The 25,753-nt window shown below is 37.1% G+C and carries 17 protein-coding genes; 15 read left to right on the top strand and 2 right to left on the bottom strand.

All coding sequences use genetic code 11. The annotated features are described in order from the left end of the window. Positions 1–149: 149 nt before the first annotated feature. Positions 150–1,118: a VOC family protein gene (locus I6N95_RS04640; RefSeq protein WP_209525188.1), complete on the bottom strand. Its 969-nt coding sequence runs from the start codon at positions 1,116–1,118 to the stop codon at positions 150–152. Between the two features lie 38 nt (positions 1,119–1,156). Between I6N95_RS04640 and I6N95_RS04635 the strand changes: the two genes are divergently transcribed. Then, positions 1,157–1,738 carry an alpha/beta hydrolase gene (locus I6N95_RS04635; RefSeq protein WP_209525187.1) on the top strand — a complete coding sequence of 194 codons (582 nt, stop codon included), beginning with the start codon at positions 1,157–1,159 and terminating at the stop codon, positions 1,736–1,738. A gap of 380 nt (positions 1,739–2,118) precedes the next feature. Here the strand turns inward: I6N95_RS04635 and I6N95_RS04630 are convergent, their stop codons facing one another. Then, positions 2,119–3,159 carry a LacI family DNA-binding transcriptional regulator gene (locus tag I6N95_RS04630; RefSeq protein ID WP_209525186.1) on the bottom strand — a complete coding sequence of 347 codons (1,041 nt, stop codon included), beginning with the start codon at positions 3,157–3,159 and terminating at the stop codon, positions 2,119–2,121. A 258-nt stretch (positions 3,160–3,417) separates the two neighbouring features. Between I6N95_RS04630 and I6N95_RS04625 the strand changes: the two genes are divergently transcribed. The 14 genes from I6N95_RS04625 to I6N95_RS04560 all read left to right on the top strand — a co-directional run bounded on the left by I6N95_RS04625 (position 3,418) and on the right by I6N95_RS04560 (position 25,749). Continuing rightward, entirely contained in the window at positions 3,418–4,824 is a 1,407-nt protein-coding gene (locus I6N95_RS04625; RefSeq protein ID WP_209525185.1) for an L-fucose/L-arabinose isomerase family protein, read from the top strand. A 5-nt stretch (positions 4,825–4,829) separates the two neighbouring features. Further along, positions 4,830–5,660 carry a transketolase gene (locus tag I6N95_RS04620; protein ID WP_209525184.1) on the top strand — a complete coding sequence of 277 codons (831 nt, stop codon included), beginning with the start codon at positions 4,830–4,832 and terminating at the stop codon, positions 5,658–5,660. After that, positions 5,653–6,594, top strand: coding sequence for a transketolase family protein (locus I6N95_RS04615; RefSeq protein WP_209525183.1), 942 nt, complete (start codon positions 5,653–5,655; stop codon positions 6,592–6,594). The genes I6N95_RS04620 and I6N95_RS04615 overlap by 8 nt, the downstream gene beginning before the upstream one ends. A 16-nt stretch (positions 6,595–6,610) precedes the next feature. Beyond that, positions 6,611–8,062, top strand: coding sequence for an FGGY-family carbohydrate kinase (locus I6N95_RS04610; protein ID WP_245249245.1), 1,452 nt, complete (start codon positions 6,611–6,613; stop codon positions 8,060–8,062). After that, a complete protein-coding gene (locus tag I6N95_RS04605; protein WP_209525181.1) occupies positions 8,062–8,742 on the top strand; it encodes an aspartate/glutamate racemase family protein in 681 nt (226 codons plus the stop codon). Before I6N95_RS04610 ends, I6N95_RS04605 begins: the two co-directional genes overlap by 1 nt. 3 nt (positions 8,743–8,745) lie before the next feature. Next, positions 8,746–10,704 (top strand): glycoside hydrolase family 127 protein, encoded by a 1,959-nt coding sequence (locus I6N95_RS04600; protein ID WP_209525180.1) that lies wholly within the window; start codon positions 8,746–8,748, stop codon positions 10,702–10,704. Positions 10,705–10,748: 44 nt separating this feature from the next. Beyond that, positions 10,749–12,188 carry a four-carbon acid sugar kinase family protein gene (locus tag I6N95_RS04595; protein ID WP_209525179.1) on the top strand — a complete coding sequence of 480 codons (1,440 nt, stop codon included), beginning with the start codon at positions 10,749–10,751 and terminating at the stop codon, positions 12,186–12,188. Continuing rightward, positions 12,185–12,988, top strand: a complete 804-nt coding sequence (locus I6N95_RS04590; protein ID WP_209525178.1) for a beta-keto acid cleavage family enzyme — start codon at positions 12,185–12,187, stop codon at positions 12,986–12,988. The genes I6N95_RS04595 and I6N95_RS04590 overlap by 4 nt, the downstream gene beginning before the upstream one ends. Before the next feature lie 111 nt (positions 12,989–13,099). Next, the gene (locus tag I6N95_RS04585; RefSeq protein ID WP_209525177.1) at positions 13,100–15,235 is read left to right on the top strand and encodes a hydantoinase/oxoprolinase family protein; all 2,136 of its coding nucleotides are present in this window, start codon (positions 13,100–13,102) and stop codon (positions 15,233–15,235) included. A gap of 19 nt (positions 15,236–15,254) precedes the next feature. Next, positions 15,255–15,866: a hypothetical protein gene (locus tag I6N95_RS04580; RefSeq protein WP_209525176.1), complete on the top strand. Its 612-nt coding sequence runs from the start codon at positions 15,255–15,257 to the stop codon at positions 15,864–15,866. Between the two features lie 12 nt (positions 15,867–15,878). Further along, positions 15,879–17,177 carry a citrate transporter gene (locus I6N95_RS04575; protein ID WP_209525175.1) on the top strand — a complete coding sequence of 433 codons (1,299 nt, stop codon included), beginning with the start codon at positions 15,879–15,881 and terminating at the stop codon, positions 17,175–17,177. A gap of 88 nt (positions 17,178–17,265) precedes the next feature. Further along, a complete protein-coding gene (locus I6N95_RS04570) occupies positions 17,266–19,935 on the top strand; it encodes an alpha-L-rhamnosidase (protein WP_209525174.1) in 2,670 nt (889 codons plus the stop codon). Positions 19,936–23,059: 3,124 nt separating this feature from the next. After that, positions 23,060–25,126, top strand: a complete 2,067-nt coding sequence (locus I6N95_RS04565) for a BglG family transcription antiterminator (RefSeq protein WP_209525173.1) — start codon at positions 23,060–23,062, stop codon at positions 25,124–25,126. Positions 25,127–25,146: 20 nt separating this feature from the next. After that, positions 25,147–25,749 (top strand): KpsF/GutQ family sugar-phosphate isomerase, encoded by a 603-nt coding sequence (locus I6N95_RS04560; protein WP_209525172.1) that lies wholly within the window; start codon positions 25,147–25,149, stop codon positions 25,747–25,749. Positions 25,750–25,753 lie beyond the last annotated feature (4 nt).

Here is a 25,753-nt window from a genome sequence, read left to right as displayed (position 1 = left end):
AAGCAGATCGCAGAAGATAGCGTGAAACAATCGGTTCTCGAGGGGGAGTTAATCGTCAATCAAGGAACGCCCGGTCATGCTTCTTTTACGCAAAAAAAGGTGTTGAGGCTGTTAGTCATCAACACCTTTTTTTCCGTTGTGAGCCTTCCTTAGCTTTCACGTCGATAGTTATCAATTGCCAACAGGTCTTTTTCGATACGGTCTCGTTTACTTTGAAGGAAATCAGGCAAGTATAACGGAACTTCATCAATAGTATCTGCTGAGCACGGTTCAGGCACTTTTTTAATTTTTGATGCAACTTCAAATAAAATGCCGTTCGGCTCTCTAAAATAAATGGCATCAAAAAATTCTCGAGGATGTAAGCCTGAATTCGGAAAGTTTTTGTCAATTATTTTTTCATTAATCGCTAACAAGTCTGAATAATCTTCAGCATACAAAGCTAAATGATGAATTCCACCAATTCCTTGGTCTTCTAGTGGTGCAACATGGTCTTCGATTAAATGAATTTCATGTTGAAACTCACTGTGTCGATTTTTTAAGACGGTCACTGGGAATGGCGTATCTACTAAGAACTCTGTCCGTTCAAAATCGAACCACTCAACGAGAATTTTTTCAGTTGCTTTAGGATAACGAACACGCAGATGAACAGAATGAATCCCAATAAGGGCATGTTCAAGAGGGATCTCGCTTTGATGATTAGGATAAAAATGGCCATCTGGTTGGGAAGCCAGAGACAACCCTAAGGGCATGCCATCAGGGTCTTCAAAACGAATAATTTTGCTATGACCATAAGTTTCAATGCCACAGTGCTCTATTTGATGAGCATCAAAGCGTTGTAACCAGTAATTTAAGGCATCTTCTGAGGTGACTGAAAACACAGCTCGATCGATGGCGTTGGTGCCGAAAGTATTTTTTTTGAAGGTGTTGATTTGAAAAACGGTAAATTCTGTTCCAGGACGCCCTTCCTCGTCAGCAAAAAACAAATGATACATGGTGTGATCGTCTTGATTGACAGTCTTCATTAGCAGTTTCAATCCGAGTAGGTTATGATAGAATTGAAAGGATACATGAATATCAGCAACAAGGGATGAGACATGGTGGATACCTAAACTTTTCATCTTATAGTCATTCCTTTACTAAAATTTGGAGGTGCGTGATGCAACATTTTATTTCTGAAAAAAGTTCAGAAGATCTGTTTGTCTTACTACATGGTACAGGAGGAAACGAGTTTAGTCTACTGTTTCTAACAGGAGAATTAGATCCGCAGGCGAGTGTCATTAGTTTTGTTGGAGACTATCAGACAGGTGAGCAAAGACGCTATTTTCCTTTACCGAAGGATGGTCAGCTAGACCATGGAAGTTTTTCTTCAGCAGTGGATCAATTCTTAAAAGAATGGGATAATTTAGCTTTGGCTTATCCGCAAATTACATTTATTGGCTACTCCAATGGTGCTAATTTGTTACAGGGAATTTTGCAAAAACGACCAAATATTGCGCAACGGATCATCCTACTTCACCCTCAAGAGTTTCATTTAGACTATTTGAATTCAGTTGGAGATAGCCGGATACTGTTGACAACTGGCGCTAATGATCCTTTAGTGGTACCTGGCGACATTATGGCACTGAGTAAACGAATGAAAGCCAACTTTAGAGAGGTCGAGCTATTGATAACTGATGGAGAACACGGTGTCACTGATGAAGAAATCTTTAAAGTCCGTCAATGGTATCAGGGGGATTAATAGATTCTATTGGAAATGGTTGATATAGAGATTTTTAATAAGATTTATTTGGGAGATGCTAAAGTTATTTAGGCTAGTAATGAGATAATAAAAAAAGTGCTGTCGAAAAGTAAATTGAACAGAGAAAGACTCGTGAGAGAGTAAAGGCGTGTATCATGTATTAGAAGTCGTCGACCGAAAGCTTGCTTTTAAGACAATCTTTTGGTGAGTTGGTATTGAAAGTTAGAGAATATAGTGTATTAACCTCATTATTAGCTATAGCCATCGGCTGATAATGAGGTTTTTAATAGTATGGGAATAAGAAGTAACAACTTATCTGATAATCAGAGTTATCTTTTTAGTTGAAGTAGTGTTATCACATCGCCAATCATTTAGATAGTTTATCTACGCCTAGGCAAGTTGATGTTTTTTACAGAGTCTCTGAGAACAAGACTGGCATTAACGAAGACTTGCTTTTTAGCAAAATTCCCTTGTGTTCCCCGCTCAATAATGCTGATAGCTTCTTGGATGATATCCTTAATAGGGACATGGACAGTCGATAATTCAGGGTAAATAACTCGACTTTCGGAAATGTCGTCAAATCCGATAACGGACACACTGCTAGGGACAGGACGTTTAGCTTTGTTGAGAGTCTTAATCACGCTGATGGCAATATAATCATCCTCACAAAAAATAGCTGTACAACTTTCGGTAAAATCAAGAAATTGCTCATATTTTTTTTGAATCAAGCTGATCTCCATTCCAGGTAAATAGAAAACGGGAGAGTCTTCTATTTTAATTTGATTGATTTTAAGCGCTTCTTTAAAGCCTGATCGTCTGTCATGAAAGTTGTTAATTCTTGGGGTTCCTTTTATATAGCCTATAGTCGTATGGCCCATGTCGATTAAATGTTGAGTGGCTGTAAAAGCGCCTAAATAATTATTCATTGTAACAGTATTGCAATTGATATTATTACAGTGGGTGTCTAAAATAACTAAATTTTTAAACTTCTTATTGATTTGGCCAATTTGATGGTAAGTCAGATTAGTTCCTAAAACAATGATGCCATCACTAGGATCATTTCCTTCACTTTTAATTAAATCGTCTAACAAGTTTTCTTTGGGATAAGTGTTTGTTGACAAAGAGTGGCCATGAAAACTGACTTCAGTTGAAAGTGAAGAAAGCAGTTCTTTAAAAAAGGGGAGCTGATCGTAATCTTTAGAAATCACTCCTTCATTCGTACAGGCTACAAAGCGTATTTTTAATAGATTTTGAAGGTCCTCTTTTTTTACGTGCTTCCTTAAGGGGACATAATCATTTTCTTTGGCAATTTTGAGTATTTCTGCTCTTTTTGTTTCACTAACACCAGGTTTTCCATTCAGTGCTAAAGAAGCAGCTGATTTTGAAACATTTGCAATTCGTGCGATATCTTCTAGTTTCATTTGATAATCCTCCAATAACTTCAAATTTATCATACAATATTAAACTTATCAATATTAATCCACTAAACTAATTCTATTGTTTTTCTTATTTAAATAATTATCCTTTCTATTTTGATATACCTTCAAATGAAAACGCTTAGTTTAGTAAACTAAAATAATAATATGTTTATTTTTCTTTTTGTTTATTGTAAGTTTATCTGTCTGATGCTATTATTTGAGTGAAGAAAGTGATTTAATACTAATTTGGGAGTGATGGAGATGGATAAAGTAAAGATCGGTTTTGCCCCAACCAGAAGAAATCTGTTTAGTGCAGATGCGGCAATTGAATACGCAAATTTAACACGTGCAAAGTTAAATGATTTAGAAATTGATTATGTCGATATTTTAGATATTAATCAAGACGGCCTTCTGTACGATGATGAAGGTGTCGAAAAGATAGCTGAAAAATTTAAAGCGGCTAAAATAGATGGTTTATTTTTAGCAAATGTAAATTTTGGAACAGAATATGCATGTGCTCGTTTAGCAAAAAAATTAGAAATACCGGTTTTACTTTGGGGGCCAAAAGATGAAACACCAGCGGAAGATGGCTCACGTTTAAGAGATACTCAGTGCGGTCTGTTCGCAATTGGGAAAGTGTTAAGACGATTTAAAGTACCGTTTACTTATATTAAAAATTCTGATATCGACACGCCAGAATTTGAAAGGGGAGTCACCGATTTTATTCGTGTCTGCAATGTCGTCAAAACGTTTAAAAACACTCGAGTTCTGCAGGTGGGGCCTAGACCTTTTGATTTTTGGTCCGTGATGTGTAATGAAGGGGAACTTCTAGAAAAGTTTAATATTTCACTGTCACCTATACCAATAAAAGAAGTTATTCAAGAAATTCAACGTGTAAAATTAGAAGAAAAGGTCGAAGTTGAAAAAGTAATTAACTTTTTCAATGAAAACACTGTCGTTCAAATTAAAGAGCATGAATTGACTATGGTCGCAGCTCTAAAAGTTGCTTTAAAAAATCTATGTCATCATTATGGCTGTAATTCAGGAGTTATTCAATGTTGGACGGCTTTACAAGATGAGATTGGCATCTTGCCATACGCTTCTCTATCTTTATTACAAGAAGAAGGAATACCATTTGTTTGCGAAACTGACATTCATGGCGCAATTTCAGAACTTTTAATTGAAGCAGCTTCATTAGGGGAACATCGGGCTATATTTGCAGATGTCAATTGTCGGCATCCGGAAAATGAGAATGGTGAACTGTTACAGCATTTAGGGGTGTTTGCATACTCTACAGCGGAAGAAACGCCTGTTTTGCCCCCGCGTCATTTTGTTTTTGACTACCCAGGTTCTGTTGCTTTTAGGGCAATTCAAGACGAATATACGTTGTGTCGTTTTGATGGTGATAATGGTGAATATTCATTGTTGATGGGGACTGGCCAAGGGATTGACGGACCTTATAATCAAGGCACGTATCTTTATTTGGAATTTGAGAACCTCAATCGTTTGGAGTTTAAATTAGTTTATGGACCATATATTCATCATGTGGCAGCAGTTCGTAAAAATGTTGTCCCGATTCTTTATGAAGCCTGCAAGTATATTGGGGTTACGCCTGATTTTTATGATCCGATTGAAGAAGATGTCAATGCATATTTAAGAGGGGAATAGACAACATGAAAAATCTTGAACTAAAAAGAAAAGCAATTGAGATCAGAAAAAAGATATTGCAAGTCATTTATGAAGCAAAAGCAGGCCATACTGGCTCGGATTTATCTTGTACAGATATTTTAGTTGCTCTGTACTATGAGGTAATGAATGTGGACCCTCAGCATCCGAATATGGAAAATCGGGATCAATACATTCAAAGTAAAGGTCATGCTTCTGAGGTACTCTGGGCAATCCTAGCAGATAAGGAGTTCTTTGAAGCAGGTGAGTTGGAAACGTTCTCTCAGTTTGGCTCACGTTTAATGGGGCATCCGAATAACAAAGTCGAAGGTGTTGAGATGAATACTGGCTCACTGGGCCATGGTCTGCCGATATCTGTCGGCATCGCATTGGCAGGTAAAATAGATAAAAAAACGTATCATACATTTACATTACTAGGTGATGGTGAACTTGCTGAAGGGTCAGTTTGGGAAGGGGCGATGGCAGCTTCCCATTACAAACTCGATAATTTGACGGCAATTATTGATCGAAATGGTCTACAAATTACAGGTAAATCAGAAGATGTTATGTCCGTTGAACCGTTATGCGATAAGTGGGAGGCCTTTGGCTGGGAAGTAGTCGAGGTTGAAGGCAATGATATTGACCAATTAATCAAGGTCCTAAAAGAACCTAACTTACCGGGCAAACCTAAAATGATTATTGCTCATACGATAAAGGGGAAAGGCGTTTCTTTTTCTGAAAATAAAGTGAGTTGGCATCATAGAGTACCAACGTTTGAAGAATTACAATTAGCACTCGCAGAACTAGATAATCAGTTGGAGGTACTAGGAAATGACTAATCAGAATAATGTCGCAAATCGTCAAGTAATGTGCGAGGTTTTAATAGCAGAAGCTAAAAAAAATCCAGATATTCTTGTCTTAACAAGTGATTCGAGAGGCTCGGCCTCTTTAACTGATTTTGCGACAATGCTATCAGATCAACTAATTGAAACAGGAATTGCTGAACAAAATATCGTTAGCATTTCTGCTGGTCTCGCGCATATGGGGAAACGTCCGTTTGTTGCTTCTCCCGCCTGTTTTTTAAGCATGAGAAGTATCGAACAAATCAAGGTCGATGTGGCGTATTCCAATAAAAATGTCAAACTTGTCGGCATCAGTGGTGGTGTTAGTTATGGGGCGTTAGGCATGAGTCATCATTCTTTACAAGATATAGCAGTTACGAGGGCTATACCCAACTTACAAGTATTGTTACCAGCAGATCGTTTTGAAACTGAAAAAATGTTTTCAATCTTAGCGACTAGTGATGCACCAGCGTATATTAGATTAGGAAGAAATCCAGTGGAAGACTGTTACAGTAGTTTAGATTATGAGTTTGAAATTGGAAAAGCGGTCACAATGATTGAAGGACAGGATTTAACTTTTGTTGCTTCTGGTGAAGCGGTAAGACAGGCAATACTTGCTGCTGAGCTATTAAAAGAGAAAGGAATTTCAGCAAGAGTGCTAAATTACCACTCTATCAAACCGTTTGATGAAACGACATTAAAGAAAGCGGCACTTGAAACAAAAAGAATAATCTCAGTTGAAGAGCACAGTATTCATGGCGGACTTGGCGCGGCTGTTGCTGAAAACTTATCAGAACAACTAGATTGTGTTCATAAAATTGTAGGGCTACCAGATGAATCATTAGTGACAGGGACGTCAGCTGAATTATTTGCGCATTATGGACTGGATGGCAGCTCTTTAGCTGATTTAGCTTGTTCAATGGTATTGTAAAATGAAGGAAAAAAAGATGAGATTGGTGATAGATCAAAGTACGTCAGGAACTAAATTACTGTTAGTAAGAAACGGAAATATACTGAAAAGATACGACAAAACACATCAGCAATTACATCCTGAATCGGGTTGGGTTGAACAAGATGCACTTGAAATATGGGATAATGTTAAAGGCTTAATTGATTTGGCAATGACAACCAATAAATTGGACTCAACTATGATTGCCTCCCTCTCAATAACAAACCAAAGGGAAACCATTATTGCTTGGGATAAAGAAACAGGTTTACCGTTGTATAATGCCATTGTTTGGCAATGTAATCGCAGTCAGGATATTTGCAAGAGATTGATATCTCAAGGGAAAGAGGCTGTAATAAACAGTAAAACGGGACTTAAACTAGACCCCTATTTCTCAGGAACAAAAATCAAGTGGCTTTTTGAAAATGTGCCAATAATAGCAGAAAAATCAACTGCTGGAAAATTAGCTTTAGGAACCGTTGATAGTTGGTTGATCTGGAATTTGACTCAAGGAAAGGTTTTTGCGACAGACACAACCAATGCATGCCGAACATTATTATTTGATATTAATGAGTTGCGCTGGGACGAAGAATTACTTGAAATGTTCGGTGCCACGCGGTCTGATTTACCAGACGTTAAAGAATCGTCGACCATATTTGGTTACTATAAGGGGGTTAAAATTCAAGGAGTGATGGCGGATTCTCAAGCGGCTTTGGTGGGCCAGAAATGTACTCAGTATGGAGAAGTCAAATTAACTTTAGGCACGGGTGCTTCAGTATTAATGCAGATGGATGGAAACGGTTTTATTCGAGATACTCAGGTGATGACCACCATTGCCCATGCTAATCAAGGAAAGGTAGACTATGCCATGGAAGGGATCATTCGCTCTTGTGCGGATTCGATAAATTGGTTTCAAAAACAAATTACGACGTTTAGTGATATTGATCATGCCTGTAACTTAGTATTAGAAACTAGAAGTAATGAAGAGGTGTATTTTATTCCTGCTCTACAAGGGTTAGCGTCTCCTTTCTGGACGAACAATGCAACAGGGCTATTTGTTGGAATGAAACTAACCTCAAATAGAAGGGATTTGCTTAGAGCTATTTTGGAAAGTATTGTTTTTCAAGTTAAATCGATAATCGATGTGATGGAAGAAGTGGCGGATAAAAAAATTAAGTGCATAAAAGTTGATGGTGGGGTAACTAAGAACCACCAATTAATGAAAATGTTAGCAACTATACTTGGTAAAGAAATTATCATTAATAACGTTGAAGAACTATCGGCAATCGGCGTCTATTCAATAGTGGAAAAAGTGACTGAAACAATAACTCTCAATCAATCTATTATTGATCCAATAAACAATAGCGTCTTTCAAGAAAAAGCGGCTCTAATCCATCGGTTTGAAAGTTGGAAAAAGTTAATCAGTCGCTTTGAAGAAAAGGAGGATAAGTAATGGTAAAAGTGGGATTGATCTACACAAGCACAACACCAGAATTAATAGAATTAGTTCAGTTAAATATAAAAAAAGAATTAGGTGAGGGGATAACACTCTTGAGTTATCAGGATCCAACGATCTTGATGGAGGTGAGAGAAAAAGGATATGTTACCACACAGGCTACTGCTCGACTGCTTAAGCTATACATACAAGCAGTTGAAGATGGTGCAGAGGCCATTTTAAATTTATGCTCATCAGTGAGTGAAGTTGCCGATAGTGCTCAAAATTTAGCGCAGTATATGGGGATACCTATTGTCCGCATTGATGAAGAAATGTGTCGAGAGGCAACGAGAAATGCCTCCAGAATAGGTGTGTTAGCAACGCTGCCTACGACATTGCTCCCGACTAAAAACACATTAGCAAGAGTTGGTAGAGAAATGGGACGTTATCCTGTTCTAGTTGAAGGGTTAATCGATGGGGCATTTGGCGTGAGTCAAGACCAATTTAAAGAGATGATTTTAGCGAAGGCCACCGAAATAGAAAAAGAAGTTGATCTGATTGTACTATGCCAAGGTTCAATGGCTTTTAGCGAAGAGTTTTTGGAAGCTCAATTAGGTGTTAGGACACTGTCGAGCCCTAGATTTGGTGCTCGAGCATTAAAAAAAGCATTAATAAACAATGGAAGAATTGAGGCGTAAAAAATGTTAACAAATACAAAACATTCCCCCTATGCAAAAGTGTCACCTTTAGATTGGGATGCTATTTCTTGGACGGAAGGTCTCTGGGCAGATGTGGAAAAAACATCTTTAGGTACTATTTCTCATATTCAAAACCTATTTGAATCGACAGAAATTAGTCACGTAGTTGAAAATTTTCACGTATGTGCTGGAGATCATGAAGGGGAGTTTGGTGGAACAGACTTCGGTGATGGAGATTTTTATAAATGGTTGGAAGCATATATTTATAGTTCAGCCAAAAATAAAGATGAGAAAGCTTTCAAAGAGATTGATGGGTATATTGACTTAATAGCAAGATGTCAATTAGAGGATGGTTATATTTCAACAAAGCAAATCATTGGTGAACGTCAAAATAATGGGATTAAGCGCTTCAATGATATTAATGATTTCGAGGTATATAACTTTGGTCATCTGTTCACAACGGCGTGTTTGTATAACCGCATTACAGGCAAGAAAAACTTACTTGCAATTGCTGAAAAAGCTGCAAATTATTTAGCAGTTATGTATGCAGAAAACCAAGAAAATGGTGAGGTACAAACGGCTGTTTGCCCATCTCATTACATGGGACTGGTGGAGTTGTATCGAACAACGGGAGCTAATAAATATTTAGAATTAGCTAAATTGACGATTGAATTAAGGGATCTAGTCAAAGATGGAACGGATGATAATCAAGATCGACTGCCGCTAAAGAAGCATACGAAAGTGTTAGGGCATGCTGTGCGAGCTAATTATTTATATGCTGGAGTCTCAGATTTATATCTGGAGCAAGGCGATTCTGAGTATAAAGAAATGCTCGACAGAGTGTGGAGAAACTTGGTAGACAAAAAGATTTATATTACAGGTGGTTGCGGTGCTCTATACAATGGAACCTCACCCTATGGTAATTTCTTTGAAGATAGTATGGTTCACCAAGCTTATGGCTATGAATATCAATTGCCGAATGTAACAGCTTATAACGAAACATGTGCTGCAATTGGGAATGTCATGTGGGCTTATCGAATGTTTCAAATTGATCCCAAAGCGGAATATTTCGACATTATTGAAAGAACTATGCTGAACACGAATTTAGCTGCTATGAATTTGACTGGTGACAAATTCTTTTATGAAAATATGCTGCGTCGGACAAAGAGATTAGATTATGAATTGATTTGGCCATTAACTCGCGAGAGTTATATTTCAAGTTTTTGTTGCCCGCCTAATCTTGCAAGAACATTAATTGAATCATTTGAATATGCTTACACAGTTTCAGACGATAGCTTGTGGATTGGGATGTATGGTGGAAATAAAGGTAAAGTTAGTTTGAAGAACGGAGTCAATTTTAAACTTGAACAAGTAACTGACTATCCTTTTTCAGGAACAATTGCTTTAAATATTAGTGAAATAGTGGGAAAAGTAGCTTTTCGTATAAACGTGAGAGTTCCTGGTTGGGTCCAAAAAGGATCCCTTACATTTAACGGAAAAATACAAACACTAGATAAAAATAATTCTAGTAGCTATGTTTCAATAGTGATTCCAGCCAACCAAACTGAGGCCCAGTTGATAATTGATTTCGAGATGCCAGTACGCTATACAATCGCTCATCCATATGTTGAAGAAACCACTAATCAAGTTGCTATTGAACGAGGTCCGTTAGTTTATTGTCTGGAATCGCCAGACTGCTCTTTAGACAGTTTAGATGAATGTATGGTAGACATTTCAACAACATTTGAAACAGAATCACTTGACCTATGTGACAGAGGATTGATAGGACTTAAGGGAGAGATGTTACATCGGAAAATCAGCAATTATGACGTTTCGGCATTGTATCAGCCATTACAACATGTCACATTAGAGAAAACCAAAGTCTCTCTAGTTCCATATTTTGCATGGGATAATCGCGGATTCGGTGAAATGAAAATTTGGTTACCAGCTATTTATAAGTGATCGATTATAGACTTTGATTTTATCATGAAGGGAGTAGATGAAAGATGGTTAATCGCGAAAGAGAAGATCACTATACAAGAAGTAAGAAGGGTCACAACTCTGAGATTGAAGCTGCATATCACAAAGGATTAGCCGAGTTTAGTGGGAAAATTATTGTTCTTGACGATGATCCAACAGGTACTCAAACTGTCCATAGTGTTATCGTTTATACGGATTGGCTGAAAGAGACTATACGCAAAGGGTTTAATAATGAATCGAGCATCTTTTATATTTTAACTAATTCAAGAAGTTTTTCAGAAAATAAAACAAAGCAAGTTCATCAAGAAATTGCTCAAAATATTTCCGAGGTTTCTAAAGAATTAAACCAATCATTTACAATTATTTCGAGAGGGGACTCCACTCTAAGAGGTCACTATCCTCTGGAGACTATGACTCTAAGAGAGGAAATAGAGAAGGATAATGAAACGAAAATAGACGGTGAAATATTGTGTTTTTCTTTTTTTGAAGGAGAAAGATATACTTTTGATAATAATCACTACCTCAAGAAAAACGGCGAGTATATTCCAATTAGTCAAACGGAATTTGCCAATGATCCAACATTTGGGTTTAAGTCATCAAACTTAATCGAGTACATAGCCGAAAAAAGTCATCAACCAATTGACGCTCAAGATATTTTAACTATTCCATTAGAATACTTGAGGGAGTATCGCGTTGATTTGATAGAAAAAATATTGTTATCAAGTCATGGATTTCAAAAAATCATTATCAACTCGACAAATTATGAAGAATTAAAAGTGTTTGTAACCGCTTTGTTCAATGTAATGAAAAAAGGCAAAAATTATCTTTTTCGCACAGCGGCAAGTTTCCCTAAAGTCTTAGCAGGCATACCGGATATTGACTATCTAGATCGCGACACAATCGTCGATAAAACTAATAGTAACGGTGGGTTAATCGTTATCGGTTCGCATGTTAAGTTGTCTACGAGGCAATTAAGTCAATTAAAGGCGTCAAAATTACCATTGGCATTTATAGAGTTTAAGGTAGCGACTTATTTTGATGACCCTTTATTTGAAATGGAAGTAACAAGAGTAAAAAAGTTCGTACAAGAAAGTATTGCAAGTGGGGTAAGCACGGTAGTTTATACAAGCAGAGAACTACTGAAGCCAGATTTATTTGATGAGGAAAGTGCATTGAGTATGTCAGTTAATATTTCTTCTTCATTAACAAAAATTGTTGAATTATTAACAATCAAACCCAAATACATCATTTCAAAGGGAGGCATTACGTCAAGTGATATAGCGACAATCGGCCTTAAGATGACAGAAGGAACTGTTTTAGGGCAGGTAACAGCAGGTATACCTGTCTGGTTAGCAGATATAAACAGCAAGTTTCCTAAAATGCCATATTTAATTTTCCCTGGTAATGTCGGCACGGTGGATACATTACGAAACGTGGTTGAAAAGCTGGAAGGAGAATTTTCATGAGAAAAATTATTATCGCCTTAGCGCCTGTTCAGTCGGGAAAAGCAATTGATTATGCAATGTTGTCTGAAGATATAGTCGATGCAATTAAGTGTGGTGCCTCAATTTGCCACCTGCACAGTAGAAATATTAATGGACAGCTTTCAAAAGATTGCACGGATATGATGGCCTGTTTTGAACGAGTTTTGCAAGAAGAAAATGTGATTATTCAAGCCTCAACAGGTGGAATTTCAGATATGACAATAGTAGAACGTTGCCAGCCGCTTAATTATGAGATTGTAGAAAGCTGTTCCCTCAATGCCGGCTCAACAAATCTAGGCGAAGCTGTCTATGTTAATTCATTTCAAGATATCCGTTATGTCTCTCAAATGGCCTATGAAAAAGAAATATATCCTGAAATTGAAGTATTTGATATTGGCATGATTCAGGCCTTAGAAAAGATTTCAGAAGAGTTACCTTTCAAAACACCAAAACTGTATAATTTAGTGTTTGGACATCCAGGAGGTATGCAGGCAACTATTGAAAACTTGATCGCGTTTCGTTCTTTCGTTCCTAAAGATAGTTTGTGGGGGGTGACTCATTATGGTCGAACAAACTGGGATTTTTTGACGGCCGCAATCATTTTAGGTGCAACAGATGTCAGAATTGGGTTTGAAGATAGTGACTATTTAAATGAGAATATGGTAGCAACTAAAAATGCAGAATTGGTTAAAAAATTATCTGATATTATTTTTTCGATTGGCTATACGGTTGCGACAGTAACAGAGGCGAGACAATTATTGAAAATGAATACATCACGCTAACTAACCAAAGACATGGAGTTATTGGAGTATCTAGATGATTATCAGGAAATAGTGATAAATAAAGAGCGCATTAAGCATTTTCAATCATATAGTGGCTAAGGAGGGAATAAATTGAGTAGAAAAGTTAGAATCGGAATTGATGTCGGGGGGACATTTACAGATGCTGTGGCAATTGATAATGAAACATACGAGGTTATTTCAACAAAAAAAATCCCTACAACACATAAAGACGGTGTAGCAACTGGGATTATTCAAATTGTCAACGATTTACTGATAGAAAATCATATTGATCCAAATGATGTGGTTTTTATCGCCCATGGGACAACGCAAGCAACAAATGCTTTACTCGAGGGCGATGTAGCTCGTGTTGGGATAGTAGGCATGGGAACTGGATCAGACGCAAAATCTAGTAAGAAAGAAACAAAAATTGGTGATATTGAATTATCAAAGGGGAAATATTTAAAAACAGATAGCACATTTATTGATTCAAAAGAGTTGTCAGATGAATTGATAAATGAAGAAATCACTAAGTTGCTTGATAATAATTGTGAAGTAATTGTAGCATCAGGTGCTTTTAGTGTGGATGACCCATCTGAAGAATTAAAAATTCAGGAAGTCGCGTCTAAACGAAGATTGCTATTTACAGCAGGGCATGAAATGTCAGAATTATATGGGTTAAAAATGAGAACGGCTACAGCTGTTATCAATGCCAGTCTTATCCCCAAAATGATTGTTACGGCAAATATGACAGAAGAAGCTGTCAAGGGAACTAATATTGGGACTGAATTAATGATTATGCGTTGTGACGGTGGAGTAATGAATGTCGAAGAAGTTCGCAAGCGCCCCATCTTGACCATGTTGTCGGGATTAGCGGCAGGTGTTGCCGGTGCTTTGATGTATGAAAAGATTACCGATGGCATTTTTTTTGAAACTGGTGGGACGAGTGTGGATATTTCTGTAATTAAGAATGGAAAAGTGATGATTAAATATGCTCAAGTAGGGGGACACAAAACATACTTACAATCTTTAGATGTGAGAACTCTTGGTTTAGCGGGAGGGACCATGATCCAGATTAGAGATAGTGAAATTGTTGATATTGGACCTCGAAGCGCTCATATAGCAGGTGTTTCATACGAATGCTTTGAAGAGGCTAAAGAAATGGTATCTGCAACGTGTCATTTGATCTCTCCAAAGGAGGGCGACCCTTCAGATTATGCAATTGTAGAGGATCAAAATGGTAGGCGTTTTTCACCAACTCTATGTGGAGCGGCAAATTTATTAGGTTATGTACCTAAAGGAGACTATGCGGAGGGGAATATTGAAACTTCAAAGGTAGCTTGGGATGCAGTAGGGAAATTACTGAATCTGAGTGGTGAAGAAGCTGCTAAAAAAGCTTTAGATATGGCAACAGAAAAATTAAAAGAAGTAGTAGATTCGTTGATAGAGGAATATGAACTAGATCCAAAGATGCTTGTTTTAGTTGGTGGTGGTGGAAGTGCTCCAGTATTAGTGCCGGCGCTTGCAGAAAAATACGGAGAAAATATGAAGTGGAAAGTTTCGAACAATGCACCGTATATTTCTACAATTGGAGTTGCTTTGGCCATGGTTCGTGAGACATTAGAGAGGAGTATCGGTAATCCGTCAAAAAGTGACATCAAAGAAATTCGTCAAGATATTATTGAAAAAATAGTGAAATCAGGTGCACTAGAAGAAACGGTTGATGTTTCAGTTGAGGTGGATGCCGAGCATAGTATTTTAAGAGCTATTGCGACAGGGGCAACGGAACTCAGATCAAAAGACATGGGGATTAGTAAATTATCTGCGGAAGAATTACAAAAAAGGGCAGTCACAACATTGAATTTTGATAAAGTTGCAGCCAAAGGGCATGCAGGACGTTGGTCTGTTTTTAGCGGACAAATTATTAAGAAAAAATTCTTTGGTCTGATTAAGTCGAAACAGCAACCTGTAGCAGTTCTTGATAATGAGGGTGTGGCAAGATTCAAAAATCAAAATGCTGACTATCTGTCATTCTCTAAAGATAATTATGTAGAATTTGATGAATTTTTATATGATAATACGTCATTTGGTGATGCAAATGCTACAATACCTAGAATCTTTCTATTTTACCGAGAAAAAATGTTAGATTTGACTGGTATGCAAACTGCAGATCAGTTGAAGTCAATTATGGACGAAGAAATAAGTAACCTAGATAATAGTGAAAAAATAATCGCAGTCGCCTATAACTAAGATTTTTGGGGGGAGAAACTTGCAAGAGAAAAAAATTCCAGTATCATCAGTTGAACTTGGGGAGAGAGAATTACAAAAAAGTCCCGTATACCTGAAAATGAATAAGGCTGAAAAAATATTTTATATCGAAGAATCTTTGAAAATAGGGAAGATAGAAGGTCAAAAATATTTAAACCAAAATAAGGATATTTATCAATTGTTATCAGAAAATCAAATTATATATGAAAAAAAGGATTCAAAACAACCAAATGATGATTTCATTTTGCGGGGAGAGATCCACTTTAGAAAAAAAGGCTGCAAAATCACCGTTTATGATGAATCCATTCAATCTATTTATGTCCATCATCAACAAGTACTACCTAAGCATTTGGTTTTAAGTAACTCACAAGCGCTTGAGATTCATTTAGCACATGAGTTTTTTCACTTCTTGGAATTTAGCTCAGGAGCAACAGTATCAGAAAAACTAGGGAAAATGAGAATTCCTCTTTTTTTCAACTTTTATAGGGAAGTAGACGTTACAGCGTGCTCGGAAATAGCAGCTCATGCATTTGCTAAACAATTTTGTCAATTAGAAGTTTTACCGAATTACTACGATCTTCATTACCTTAATCAGAAAGAATTAGCTAAATAGGAGGGAAAAAATATGGATTTGTTAACAATGTTCAAAGGAATATCAATGCTCGTCATTTTTCTGGGGTTTGTCGCATTAATGGTGTCTAGAAAAATCCCAACGATTCTTGCGTTGCCACTGATGGCAATTATTTTTGCGGTAATTGCAGGTGTTCCATTTATGTCAAATGATCCTGAAAAAATTACTATATTCAAATCAATTGTTCAACAGGGTTCGTCGAGAATGGCAGATGCTATGGCTGGCTTAATTTTTGGGGCTTGGTTTGCTCAAGTTCTTAATCGCTTAGGAATCACGAAAGGGATTGTAAAAAAAGCGGCTGAACTTGGAAGTGGAAAACCGCTAGTTAATGCTATTCTGTTTTTTATCGTAACGGCAGTCATTTTTACAGGTGGTAGTGGTTTAGGCATGTATATCTTGGTTGGTAATATAGTTATTCCCATCATGATTTCAACGGGAGTGTCAGCTTTTAATGCTGGTTTGGTTCTGCTATTGGGCGGAACAATGGGATCTATGATGAATGTGACTGGCTGGGTTGTAATGGAACAAACATTGGGTGTAAGCATAGAAGTTATTCGGAGTAACATTTGGATTCCATTTCTTTCATTTGCAGTTATCTGCTTAATATTAATTGTTTTTTCCATCCAAAAAGATGTTGGAAGAAGAAAAACATGGTCGATGTCAAATGATAATTCTCAAACGCCAAAAACCAAAAGAGTCCCAATGCTTTCTTTCATTTCACCTCTCATCCCTGTTTTGCTAGTTTTTGCCTTTAGTATGGATATCATTCCAGCAATTATTATTTCGATCTTAGTTGCTTTAATCGTTGTTCGGCCAAAAAGACCGATGCAAGTATTGTCTTCAGGTTTGATTGAAGGGATTCAAGATGTTGCGAGTCCTATTGCTCTATTCATTGGTATAGGAATGCTGTTATCTTCAGTTTCAACAGTAGAAGTGTCAGGGGTTATTGCGCCAATTCTTAATTTGGCTATCCCTACAACAGCTGTGGGTTATATCTTGTTCTTTGTTATTTTATCTCCCCTCGCCATTTATCGTGGTCCCTTAGCTTTATATGGTCTTGGGGCGGGCATCGGTTCATTGATGATTCCAGGAGGCATGAGTCCAGCAATGGTGTTCATTGGCATGCAAGCGATCGGTGTTTTACAGGGGATCTCTGATCCTACACAATCCTATATCGTCTGGATTGCTGATTTTACGAGAACGGACGTTATTGATTACTTGAAAAAGACACTGTTTTGGTGTGTGGCAGGTGTTGCAATTTCTATCATTGTGGGAGTTATTATTGCTCTTTAAATCATACACTAAGATGTTCTTTTGTGAGAGCTCTCTTGAGATTATCTTTGATAATAAGCGATAGCTTGTAAAGTGAAGGAGACGTTAAATGATTCAAATTAAGCAAATTAAACTAAATTATGAAAAAGAGTTGATTGGGATTGAGAGTCATCCCCAAATCTCATGGTCGCTTCTGTCAGATAAACGAGGATGTATGCAGCAACAGTATTGGATTCAATTTTCAACAATAGAAAATTTTAAAGAGATCCTTTATTCGACCTCGTGGGTAGTGACAGACCAAGCGTCAGGCATCCAGTTTTCTGACAGTGAATTTGAGTTAGAAAGTGGCAAAAGATATTTTATTCGAGTGAAAATAATAACTAATGACAATGAAGAAAGTGACTGGAGTGTGCCTACTTCTTTTGTAACAGGAATTGTCCATCCTTCTGAGTGGTCAAGCGACTTTATCTCAAGTGAAACACATGGGGATAGAGATAGTTCAAAGGGAACCCTTTTAAGAGGCGTTTTAAGAATAGAGAAGGAAGTTGTCGAAGCCTATGCCTTTTTGACTGCTCAAGGACTTTACAAAGCTTATTTGAATGGAGAAAAAATTGGCGATGATGAGTTGACACCAGGGTGGACGTCCTATAATAAACGGCTTTTGTATCAAACTTACGACATTACTAATACACTAAAGAAAGGTGTAAATATATTTGGGGCAGTGATTGGAGCTGGCTGGTATAAAGGAAAAATGGGTTTTTTAGATGAGAGAAACAATTATGGGGATCAAACATCATTTTTAGGTCAATTACTCATACGTTTTAGAGATGGAACGAGTATGACTTGGGGAACATCGGAAGATTTTCTTTGCCATGATGGGCCGATCATTTTTTCCGAAATATATGATGGCGAAATATATGATGCTCAACTTGAACGAACAGAATGGTTAAACAACCAATCACTAGAAGCGTATCGTCATTGGAGAAAAGTTGAAAAAAAGGCTGTCAGGAAAGAGAGTCTTGTTTCCCAACCGACGAATCGTCCGTGCATCAATGAAAGGCTAGCGGTGAAGCAGAAGTTGTTAACACCAGAAAAAGATGTAGTGTTGGATTTTGGTCAAAATTTAACAGGATGGGTCGAGTTTGAAGTGACGGCGGCTGTGGGGAGTAGAGTAGTTCTTGAGTGTTTTGAAGTGCTTGATAAAGATGGGAATGTTTATCAAGATAATTTAAGAACTGCTAAACAGAAAATTGTTTATATTTGTAAAGGCGAGGGAAAAGAAGTGTTTCATCCGTCATTTACTTTCCAAGGATTTCGATATGTCAAAATTACAGAGTACCCTGGAGAATTAATTGTTGATCACTTCAGAGCGTTAGTAGTTCATTCAAACTTGGAGTTCACTGGGGATTTTGAGTGCAGTAATCAACAGCTCAATCAGCTACAACACAATATTACATGGAGTTTAAAAGGGAATTTTGTGGATATTCCGATGGATTGTCCTCAAAGAAATGAACGTGTTGGGTGGACAGGTGATGCTCAAATTTTTTGCAGAACAGCTAATTTTATTGTGAATGCTTATGGTTTCTACAACAAGTGGCTCCAAGATGTAGCGGCTGATCAATTACCAGAAGGAGGTATCCCGCATGTTGTTCCGGATATCCTAACTGGACATCCGAAAGTGGGGAATGACTGGTTATTGAGTCAAGGGACACATTCTGCAGCCGCCTGGGCGGATGTTGCTGTTATTGCACCATGGAATTTATACATCAATTTTGGTGATAAGAAAATATTAGAGCAGCAGTTTGTCAGTATGAAGAAATGGATCGATTTCATGGCTAACAATTCGGTTGATTATATTTGGAATTACAAACTTCAGTTTGGTGACTGGGTAGCGTTAGATGCTGAAGAAGGGAGCTATTTTGGCGCTACGCCCAATGAGTTAACTTGTACAGCTTACTTCGCTTATTCTACAAAATTATTTGTTAAAGTGTGTAAACTTTTGAATAAAGAAAATTTAATAGAAAAATATCAAGATCTTTATAATAACATTGTTGCAACTTATCAACAGCTCTTTTTTACATCAGCAGGCTCACTAAAAGTTAAAACACAGACGGCGCATATTATAACTTTAGCTTTTGATTTAATTAAAGATGAGTGGAAGCCTCAAGTGGCAGCTGAGCTAATTAAACTATTAAACGAGCAAGAGGGTCATCTTGTTACGGGTTTTGTTGGGACTCCTTATTTTTGCCATGTCTTGAGTGATCATGGTTATGTTGACGAAGCTTATGAGTTGCTTTTAAAAGAAGATTTTCCTTCATGGTTATATCAAATTAATCAAGGCGCAACAACTATTTGGGAACATTGGGATGGCATCAGAGAAGATGGTTCTATGTGGAGTCCTGATATGAATTCCTTTAATCATTATGCCTACGGAGCCGTTGGAGAATGGATGTATCGGAAAATACTGGGAATTGAACTTGATGAACATGATCCAGGTTATAAAAGGGTGAAAATTGAACCCTTAGTGAATAAACACTTAGATTACGCACGGGGCTCCTACGAAAGTATTTATGGGGAAATTGCCACATCATGGGAGTTTTTGAAAGATAATACAATACAACTGCAAGTTAGAATTCCAGTTAATACATCTGCTAAAGTTTGTTTAAAAAACTGTGATAGTATTCTTGATTCTGATGATATCTCCTTTCAAAAAGTTGAAAATGGTTATGAAGGAGATGTTCTTGCTGGAAACTATTCATTCACTTATCAATTGAGTTAAGCTAGACTAAAATTAGTTGAAGTAAATGATCTTAAACAACTTCATTGAGAAAGGTGAAGTTGTTTTTTTGTGCGAGGCATGAGTATGAGCTCGATGGGTCTATCATGGGCTGGGTAGTAGGAATTGGAACAATTTGTAATATGGGTGATAAAAAAATCATTGATACTTCTCATTGTTTCTTAAACTCTTTCGTTTTATAACAGATTCTCCCAGTGGCAAGGTAACGAGGGCGTTAATGAGTGATTCCATCACCAAGAGGTTTTTTCTGGATACTGATAAAGGTTGTCAATATCATTTTTTGATGAGTTCCTACTAGTTGTTTTTAGTAGAAAAACCTCAGCTGATGAGTGATCTTATCACTCGTTAAATAACAGGTTTATTTGATGGTTAGTTCGATAATAGAACAAGGGCATCGTAAGGTACCTGCAGCGTCGTTCTAATCCGTTAGAAAATGAAAAGTGTCGCGTAATAATGAAAGACGTTCAACTTGAATTATGCCTATGTAAAGGTGTTCGTTCTACTTATAACGAGTGAAGCCACGAGTTAGCCTCTCACTAATGGCTAACTTTTTAATTTAGTCGTGTTGCTTTACCTGAAGATTTTACTGTAATAGGTAAGGTCTTTTTTGTTTTGCGAGAGTTCACATAGACAATTGCAACGAGTTTTAATGAGTCTTATTTGTTTTTAGCGTGACCGATCATTAAAATAACGAAGTTTTCAATGAGTGACGCCGTCACTTATCGCTAATTTTTCATCTCATGAAGTTATTTGTCTAGAGGTCTTAAACCCATGTTTGACGTGGGTTTTGGGTTGTCGATCCTTTATCACATTTTCCACTTTAAAAAGTTAAAACCTCAACCAATGAGTGACGGGATCACTCATTAAATAACGATACAATGTCTAGAGATAGCGTCTTTCATATTGTGATTGCTAGGGAAACTCTATTTTATTTTTTTCGAAATTTTCATAGACAATTGTAACGAGTTTTAATGAGTCTTCTTTTTTTTAGCATGACCGATCATTAAAATAACGAAGTTTGCAATGAGTGATGCCATCACTTATCGCTAACTTTTCATCTCATGAGGTTGTTTGTCTAGAGTTCTCAAACCCGTGTCTGACGTGGGTTTTGGGTTGTCGATCCTTTAGCGCATTTTCCACTTTAAAAAGTTAAAACCTCAACCAATGAGTGACGGGATCACTCATTAAATAGCGATATAATGTTTAGGGGTAGCGCCTGTCATTATTGTGATTACTAGGGGAACTCTATTTTATTTTTTGCGAATTTCTCATAGACAATTGTAACGAGTTTTAATGAGTCTTCTTTGTTTTTTAGCTTGATCGATCATTAAAATAACGAAGTTATCAATGAGTGACGCCATCACTCATCGCTAATTTTTCATCTCATGAGGTTGTTTGTCTAGAACTCTCAAACCCATGTTTGACGTGGGTTTTGGGTTGTCGATCCTTTAGCACATTTTCCACTTTAAAAAGTTAAAACCTCAACCAATGAGTGATGGGATCACTCATTAAATAACGATGTAATGTCTATAAATAGCGTCTTTCATATTGTGATTGCTAGGGAAGGTCTCATTTTTATTTTGACGAAAGATCCTTTAGACAATGGCAACGAGTTTTAATGAGTCTTTTTTGTTTTTATCTTGATCGTTCATTAAAATAATAAAGATCGCAATGAGTGGTGCCATCACTCATCGCTAATTTTTCATCTCATGAGGTTGTTTGTCTAGAACTCTCAAACCCATGTTTGACGTGGGTTTTGGGTTGTCGATCCTTTAGCACATTTTCCACTTTAAAAAGTTAAAACCTCAACCAATGAGTGATGGGATCACTCATTAAATAACGATATAACGTCTAGAAATAGCGCCTGTCATTATTGTGATTGCTAGGGAAACACTATTTTATTTTTTGCGAATTTCTCATAGACAATTGCAACAAGAAATAAATAAGTTTCCTTTGATTTTAATGCTGCCGTTCATTCAAAAAATAATAAAGTCTGCAATGAGTGATACCATCACTCATCGTTGATTTTACAGCCCATGAGGCTATTTGTCTGGCGACCCCAATCCCATGTCTGATGCGGTATCGATGTCTTTTAAACCGTTGTAAAATTTTTCGTTTTGAAAGTTAAAACCTCAACCAATGAGTGACGGCATCACTCATTAAATAACACGATAAACGAAAATATTCACGGCTCAAATGATCAGTATATGACGAGGCTTTTTTAACAAAACCTCTTGGGCAATCAGCTCATGTCGTGGTTCTTTCAGAAGTGTTTTTCCAAAAAGCCAAGCCATCAGCTTTGATAGTTTTGAAGGCTTTTTTTACCTCTTCACTCTTACTACGAAATAAACAAAGGGACTTTCCGCTATTTTGGCAAAGCTGTAAAAAACTCAATTTTAAGAAAGCCTTTTCATTAAGGCGAGCCAAACTTTAGGATTATCTTATAACAAAAAGAGTTACTTTTCAATGGCAGTTTAAATAAAGATGAAAATTGCACCAACACCCTCAATTTTGCACAAATTTTGGTCACTATTTGTCACAAAGCTTGAGATAAAGGGAATCTCTTATGAGGCGATCAGTAAAATTGAGGGCATTTGTGTAAAATTGCGATTTGGTGGTTTCCTCATCATTTGTTATAGTTTAAGCAAATAAACCACAACAAATGACGAGGAAGGATCGCTGAATTTTTTAATATCAGAAAATGGCGCTAGCTCTCATGACCATTATTAGTAGGGTGAGCGGGAGTTAGGAAGCTGGAACAAGGTGTGGGGAGATTATTGTGCTAGGTTACTTAAGCAAGCTGACTTTTTTAGTCTTTAATTTAGCCTGACAAACACCACCCAGCTAACTATTAAGATTTCCGGAATATCAAAAAAACTAAAATCTAATCCCGCAAACGGCGAATTACCCGTATTTATTTGCTCCGTTAAAAACTTAGTAGGGAGCATGAAAATTATCATCATCACCATGTGAAGCAAACGATGGGGGAATTTTCAGTTTGAAAACGCTTATACTTTTGAGCGGTTTCGTCCTATACTTTTAGACGTAAGGCAGTGATAAATTTTGCAAAGCGGGGTGACTGATTTTGAAAGGGGCGTAAAGGCGATTGGAAGAAAAATACTTGGTTATAATTACTGAGATTTTAGTGAATCCGAGTATTACAAGAAAGGAGTTGGAAAAGAAGTTAGGTCTTTCTAAAGATCAAATAAAATACGCAATAAATAAAATCAATGATTACTTGGAAGAAAACAAATTACCCCCAATTGCTCGAACGAAAAGCGGCTGTTTTATTATCGATGGCTCTCTGTCAATGGTAGTGGATGAGGAAAACATCAATCTTGATAATGCAGATATGTTTTTTTCAGAAGAGGAACGAATCATTATTATCTTGTTATTACTTTTTAATGAAGCGTTGGATTTGTCTTTAGAATATTTTTCTTATGAGTTAAAAGTAAGTAAAAACACGGTTCTTCGAGACATTAATAAAGTAAAAATGAGGCTAGTTGATCACGGGTTGACAATTGCTTATTCAAGGATAGCGGGTTATTCAATTTTAGGAAATGAACTAGTTCTGCGAGATTTTCTTAAAGAAATTCTTTTTCAGATTATCAAAATGAGTACAGGAAGTCAGTTATTAGTCACCTTTTCCGGCATTCAACTAGACGAGCAAAGGAGCCTCGAGAACAAATTAAAATTGGTCGAAGAGACCTTAGAAATCAGGTACACGGATGAGCAATATCAGGTATTGCCTTACTTTTTATCGTTGATTTTTCAACGGATAGACGTGGGCAAATCACTTGAAAATCGTCGTTCGGATAAGGAAGATGTTCTAAACTTAGCTGAAGTTAAAATAATTGAGGACATCATGGCATTAGGCGGTCTTGATAATCGAGAAAAAATCTACATTGCCCTACAACTTTTGACCTCGACTATTTTTTCAGCAGACACGCTAAATGCCAGGTTAATGGCCCAACTGAAAAAGGTCTTAGTCGAATGTATCAGAATTTTTGAAACGAAAACTTCCATTAATTTCAAAGAGACCACCCAACTTTTGAATAGTTTGATGTATCATTTAACGCCGGCCTACTACCGCATCAAGTACCGAGTTAATGAAAAAAATGAACTATACGAAAAAGAATTTTTTGACAATATTGTGACCCAATACGATTATTTAAACACCATCATCAAAGAGTGTTTTAAGCCGTTGGCAGAATTTTTAGGTGTTCCATTACCAGAAGTGGAGATCATGTACATTTCCTTGATTTTCGGCTCTAAAATATTGCCACAGGGGAAAAGTCAAAGGCCTAAGTTAAAAACAGCTATCATCATCTGTCCTAAAGGAATTACCTATTCACAACTGATGTTGTCTCAGTTAATCGCGTTGTTTCCAGAAGTCTATTTTTACGAACCTGTCTCTCACAGATCCTTTAGAGAAAGTAATCTAAAAGTGGATATTGTCTTTTCAATAGGACATTTTCATGCTTATGAAAACTGTTTTGTGGTCAAAGCAACCATGACAAAATCTGAAAAGCAACAGTTACGTTCAAATGTATTCAAACGTATTTTTGGAGTAGATGATCAATACAACCTATTGGAAAAAATCATGGTGGAAATATCGCCTTTTGTTCCCGGGAATCAACAATCTGTGGTGAAGAATCGGATTACCGAAATTTTAGGTCAGAAGCAACTGACAAATCAGGCTCAGCGAGAGCAGCTTACCCATCAGCCTGTTCGCCTTTGGGAATTTTTATCCACCGCTAAGATTGCTCAAATCGACCAAATTGCAGACTATCGAGAAGCCATTCGCTTGGCTGGAAAGCCGTTACTCGAAGCAGGCTTAGTGACTAAAGACTATCTTGATAAGGTGATCGAAGCTCATGATTTCACTGATCCTTATACCATTCTTGGTTCTCGTTTAGCGATTCCTCATGCTCATCCTCAAGATGGTGTTAAAGGTTTAGGCATCAGTTTGTTAATAGTGAAAGAGGGTGTTTTGTTTTCGGAAAAGCAACGAATTAACCTTATTTTTCTGTTAGCACCCGTCGATAATAAACAGCACAACCAAGCGATTATTGATATCCTAGCCATTGCAGAATCGTCAGAAATAATTACTGAATTGTTGGCGGCAGTCAACACTGAACAAGTTTTAAAGATAATTAAAAAAACCATTTAAATTAAGAGAGGATGACTTACATGAATCATACAGACATCAGCAATAGCTTGCAAAACACGTTGGCAATTGAAGCTCAGACATTGGATCATTTAACTAAAACAATCGACACAGAGGTTTTAATCACCTTGGTAAAAAAAATTGGCGAGAAAAAAGGCAAGGTGATCGTAAGTGGTTGTGGTACCTCAGGAACGGCCGCCAAGAAAATCGTTCATTCCTTATCTTGTGTCAGTGTGCCAGCCGTTTACCTGACGCCCTCAGATGCAGTTCATGGTTCCTTTGGCATCATTACCAGCGATGATATTGTCATATTGATTTCCAAAGGGGGGAATACAAGTGAGTTGGTTAATTTATTAGGATCAATCAAAGAACAAGGGGCCTACTTGGTAGGGGTCGGCGAAAATCAAGACTCCCATATTGGAAATGCGTCAGATTTGTTTGTGAAAGTCGCTGTAGAAAAAGAACCAGATAGTTTTAATATGTTAGCAACAGCTAGTACCTTAGCCGTTATTTCGACCTTTGATGCGGTTTGTATTGCGTTAATGCCTTACACTAACTTTACCAAAAAGCAATTTGGCATTAATCGTCCAGGAGGCGCAGTTGGGGCAAGACTTTTAGGTAAATAAACCG

The organism is Vagococcus allomyrinae, from assembly GCF_017829975.1.
Taxonomy (GTDB): domain Bacteria; phylum Bacillota; class Bacilli; order Lactobacillales; family Vagococcaceae; genus Vagococcus_D; species Vagococcus_D allomyrinae.
This window is presented reverse-complemented; position numbering and strand designations above follow the sequence as displayed.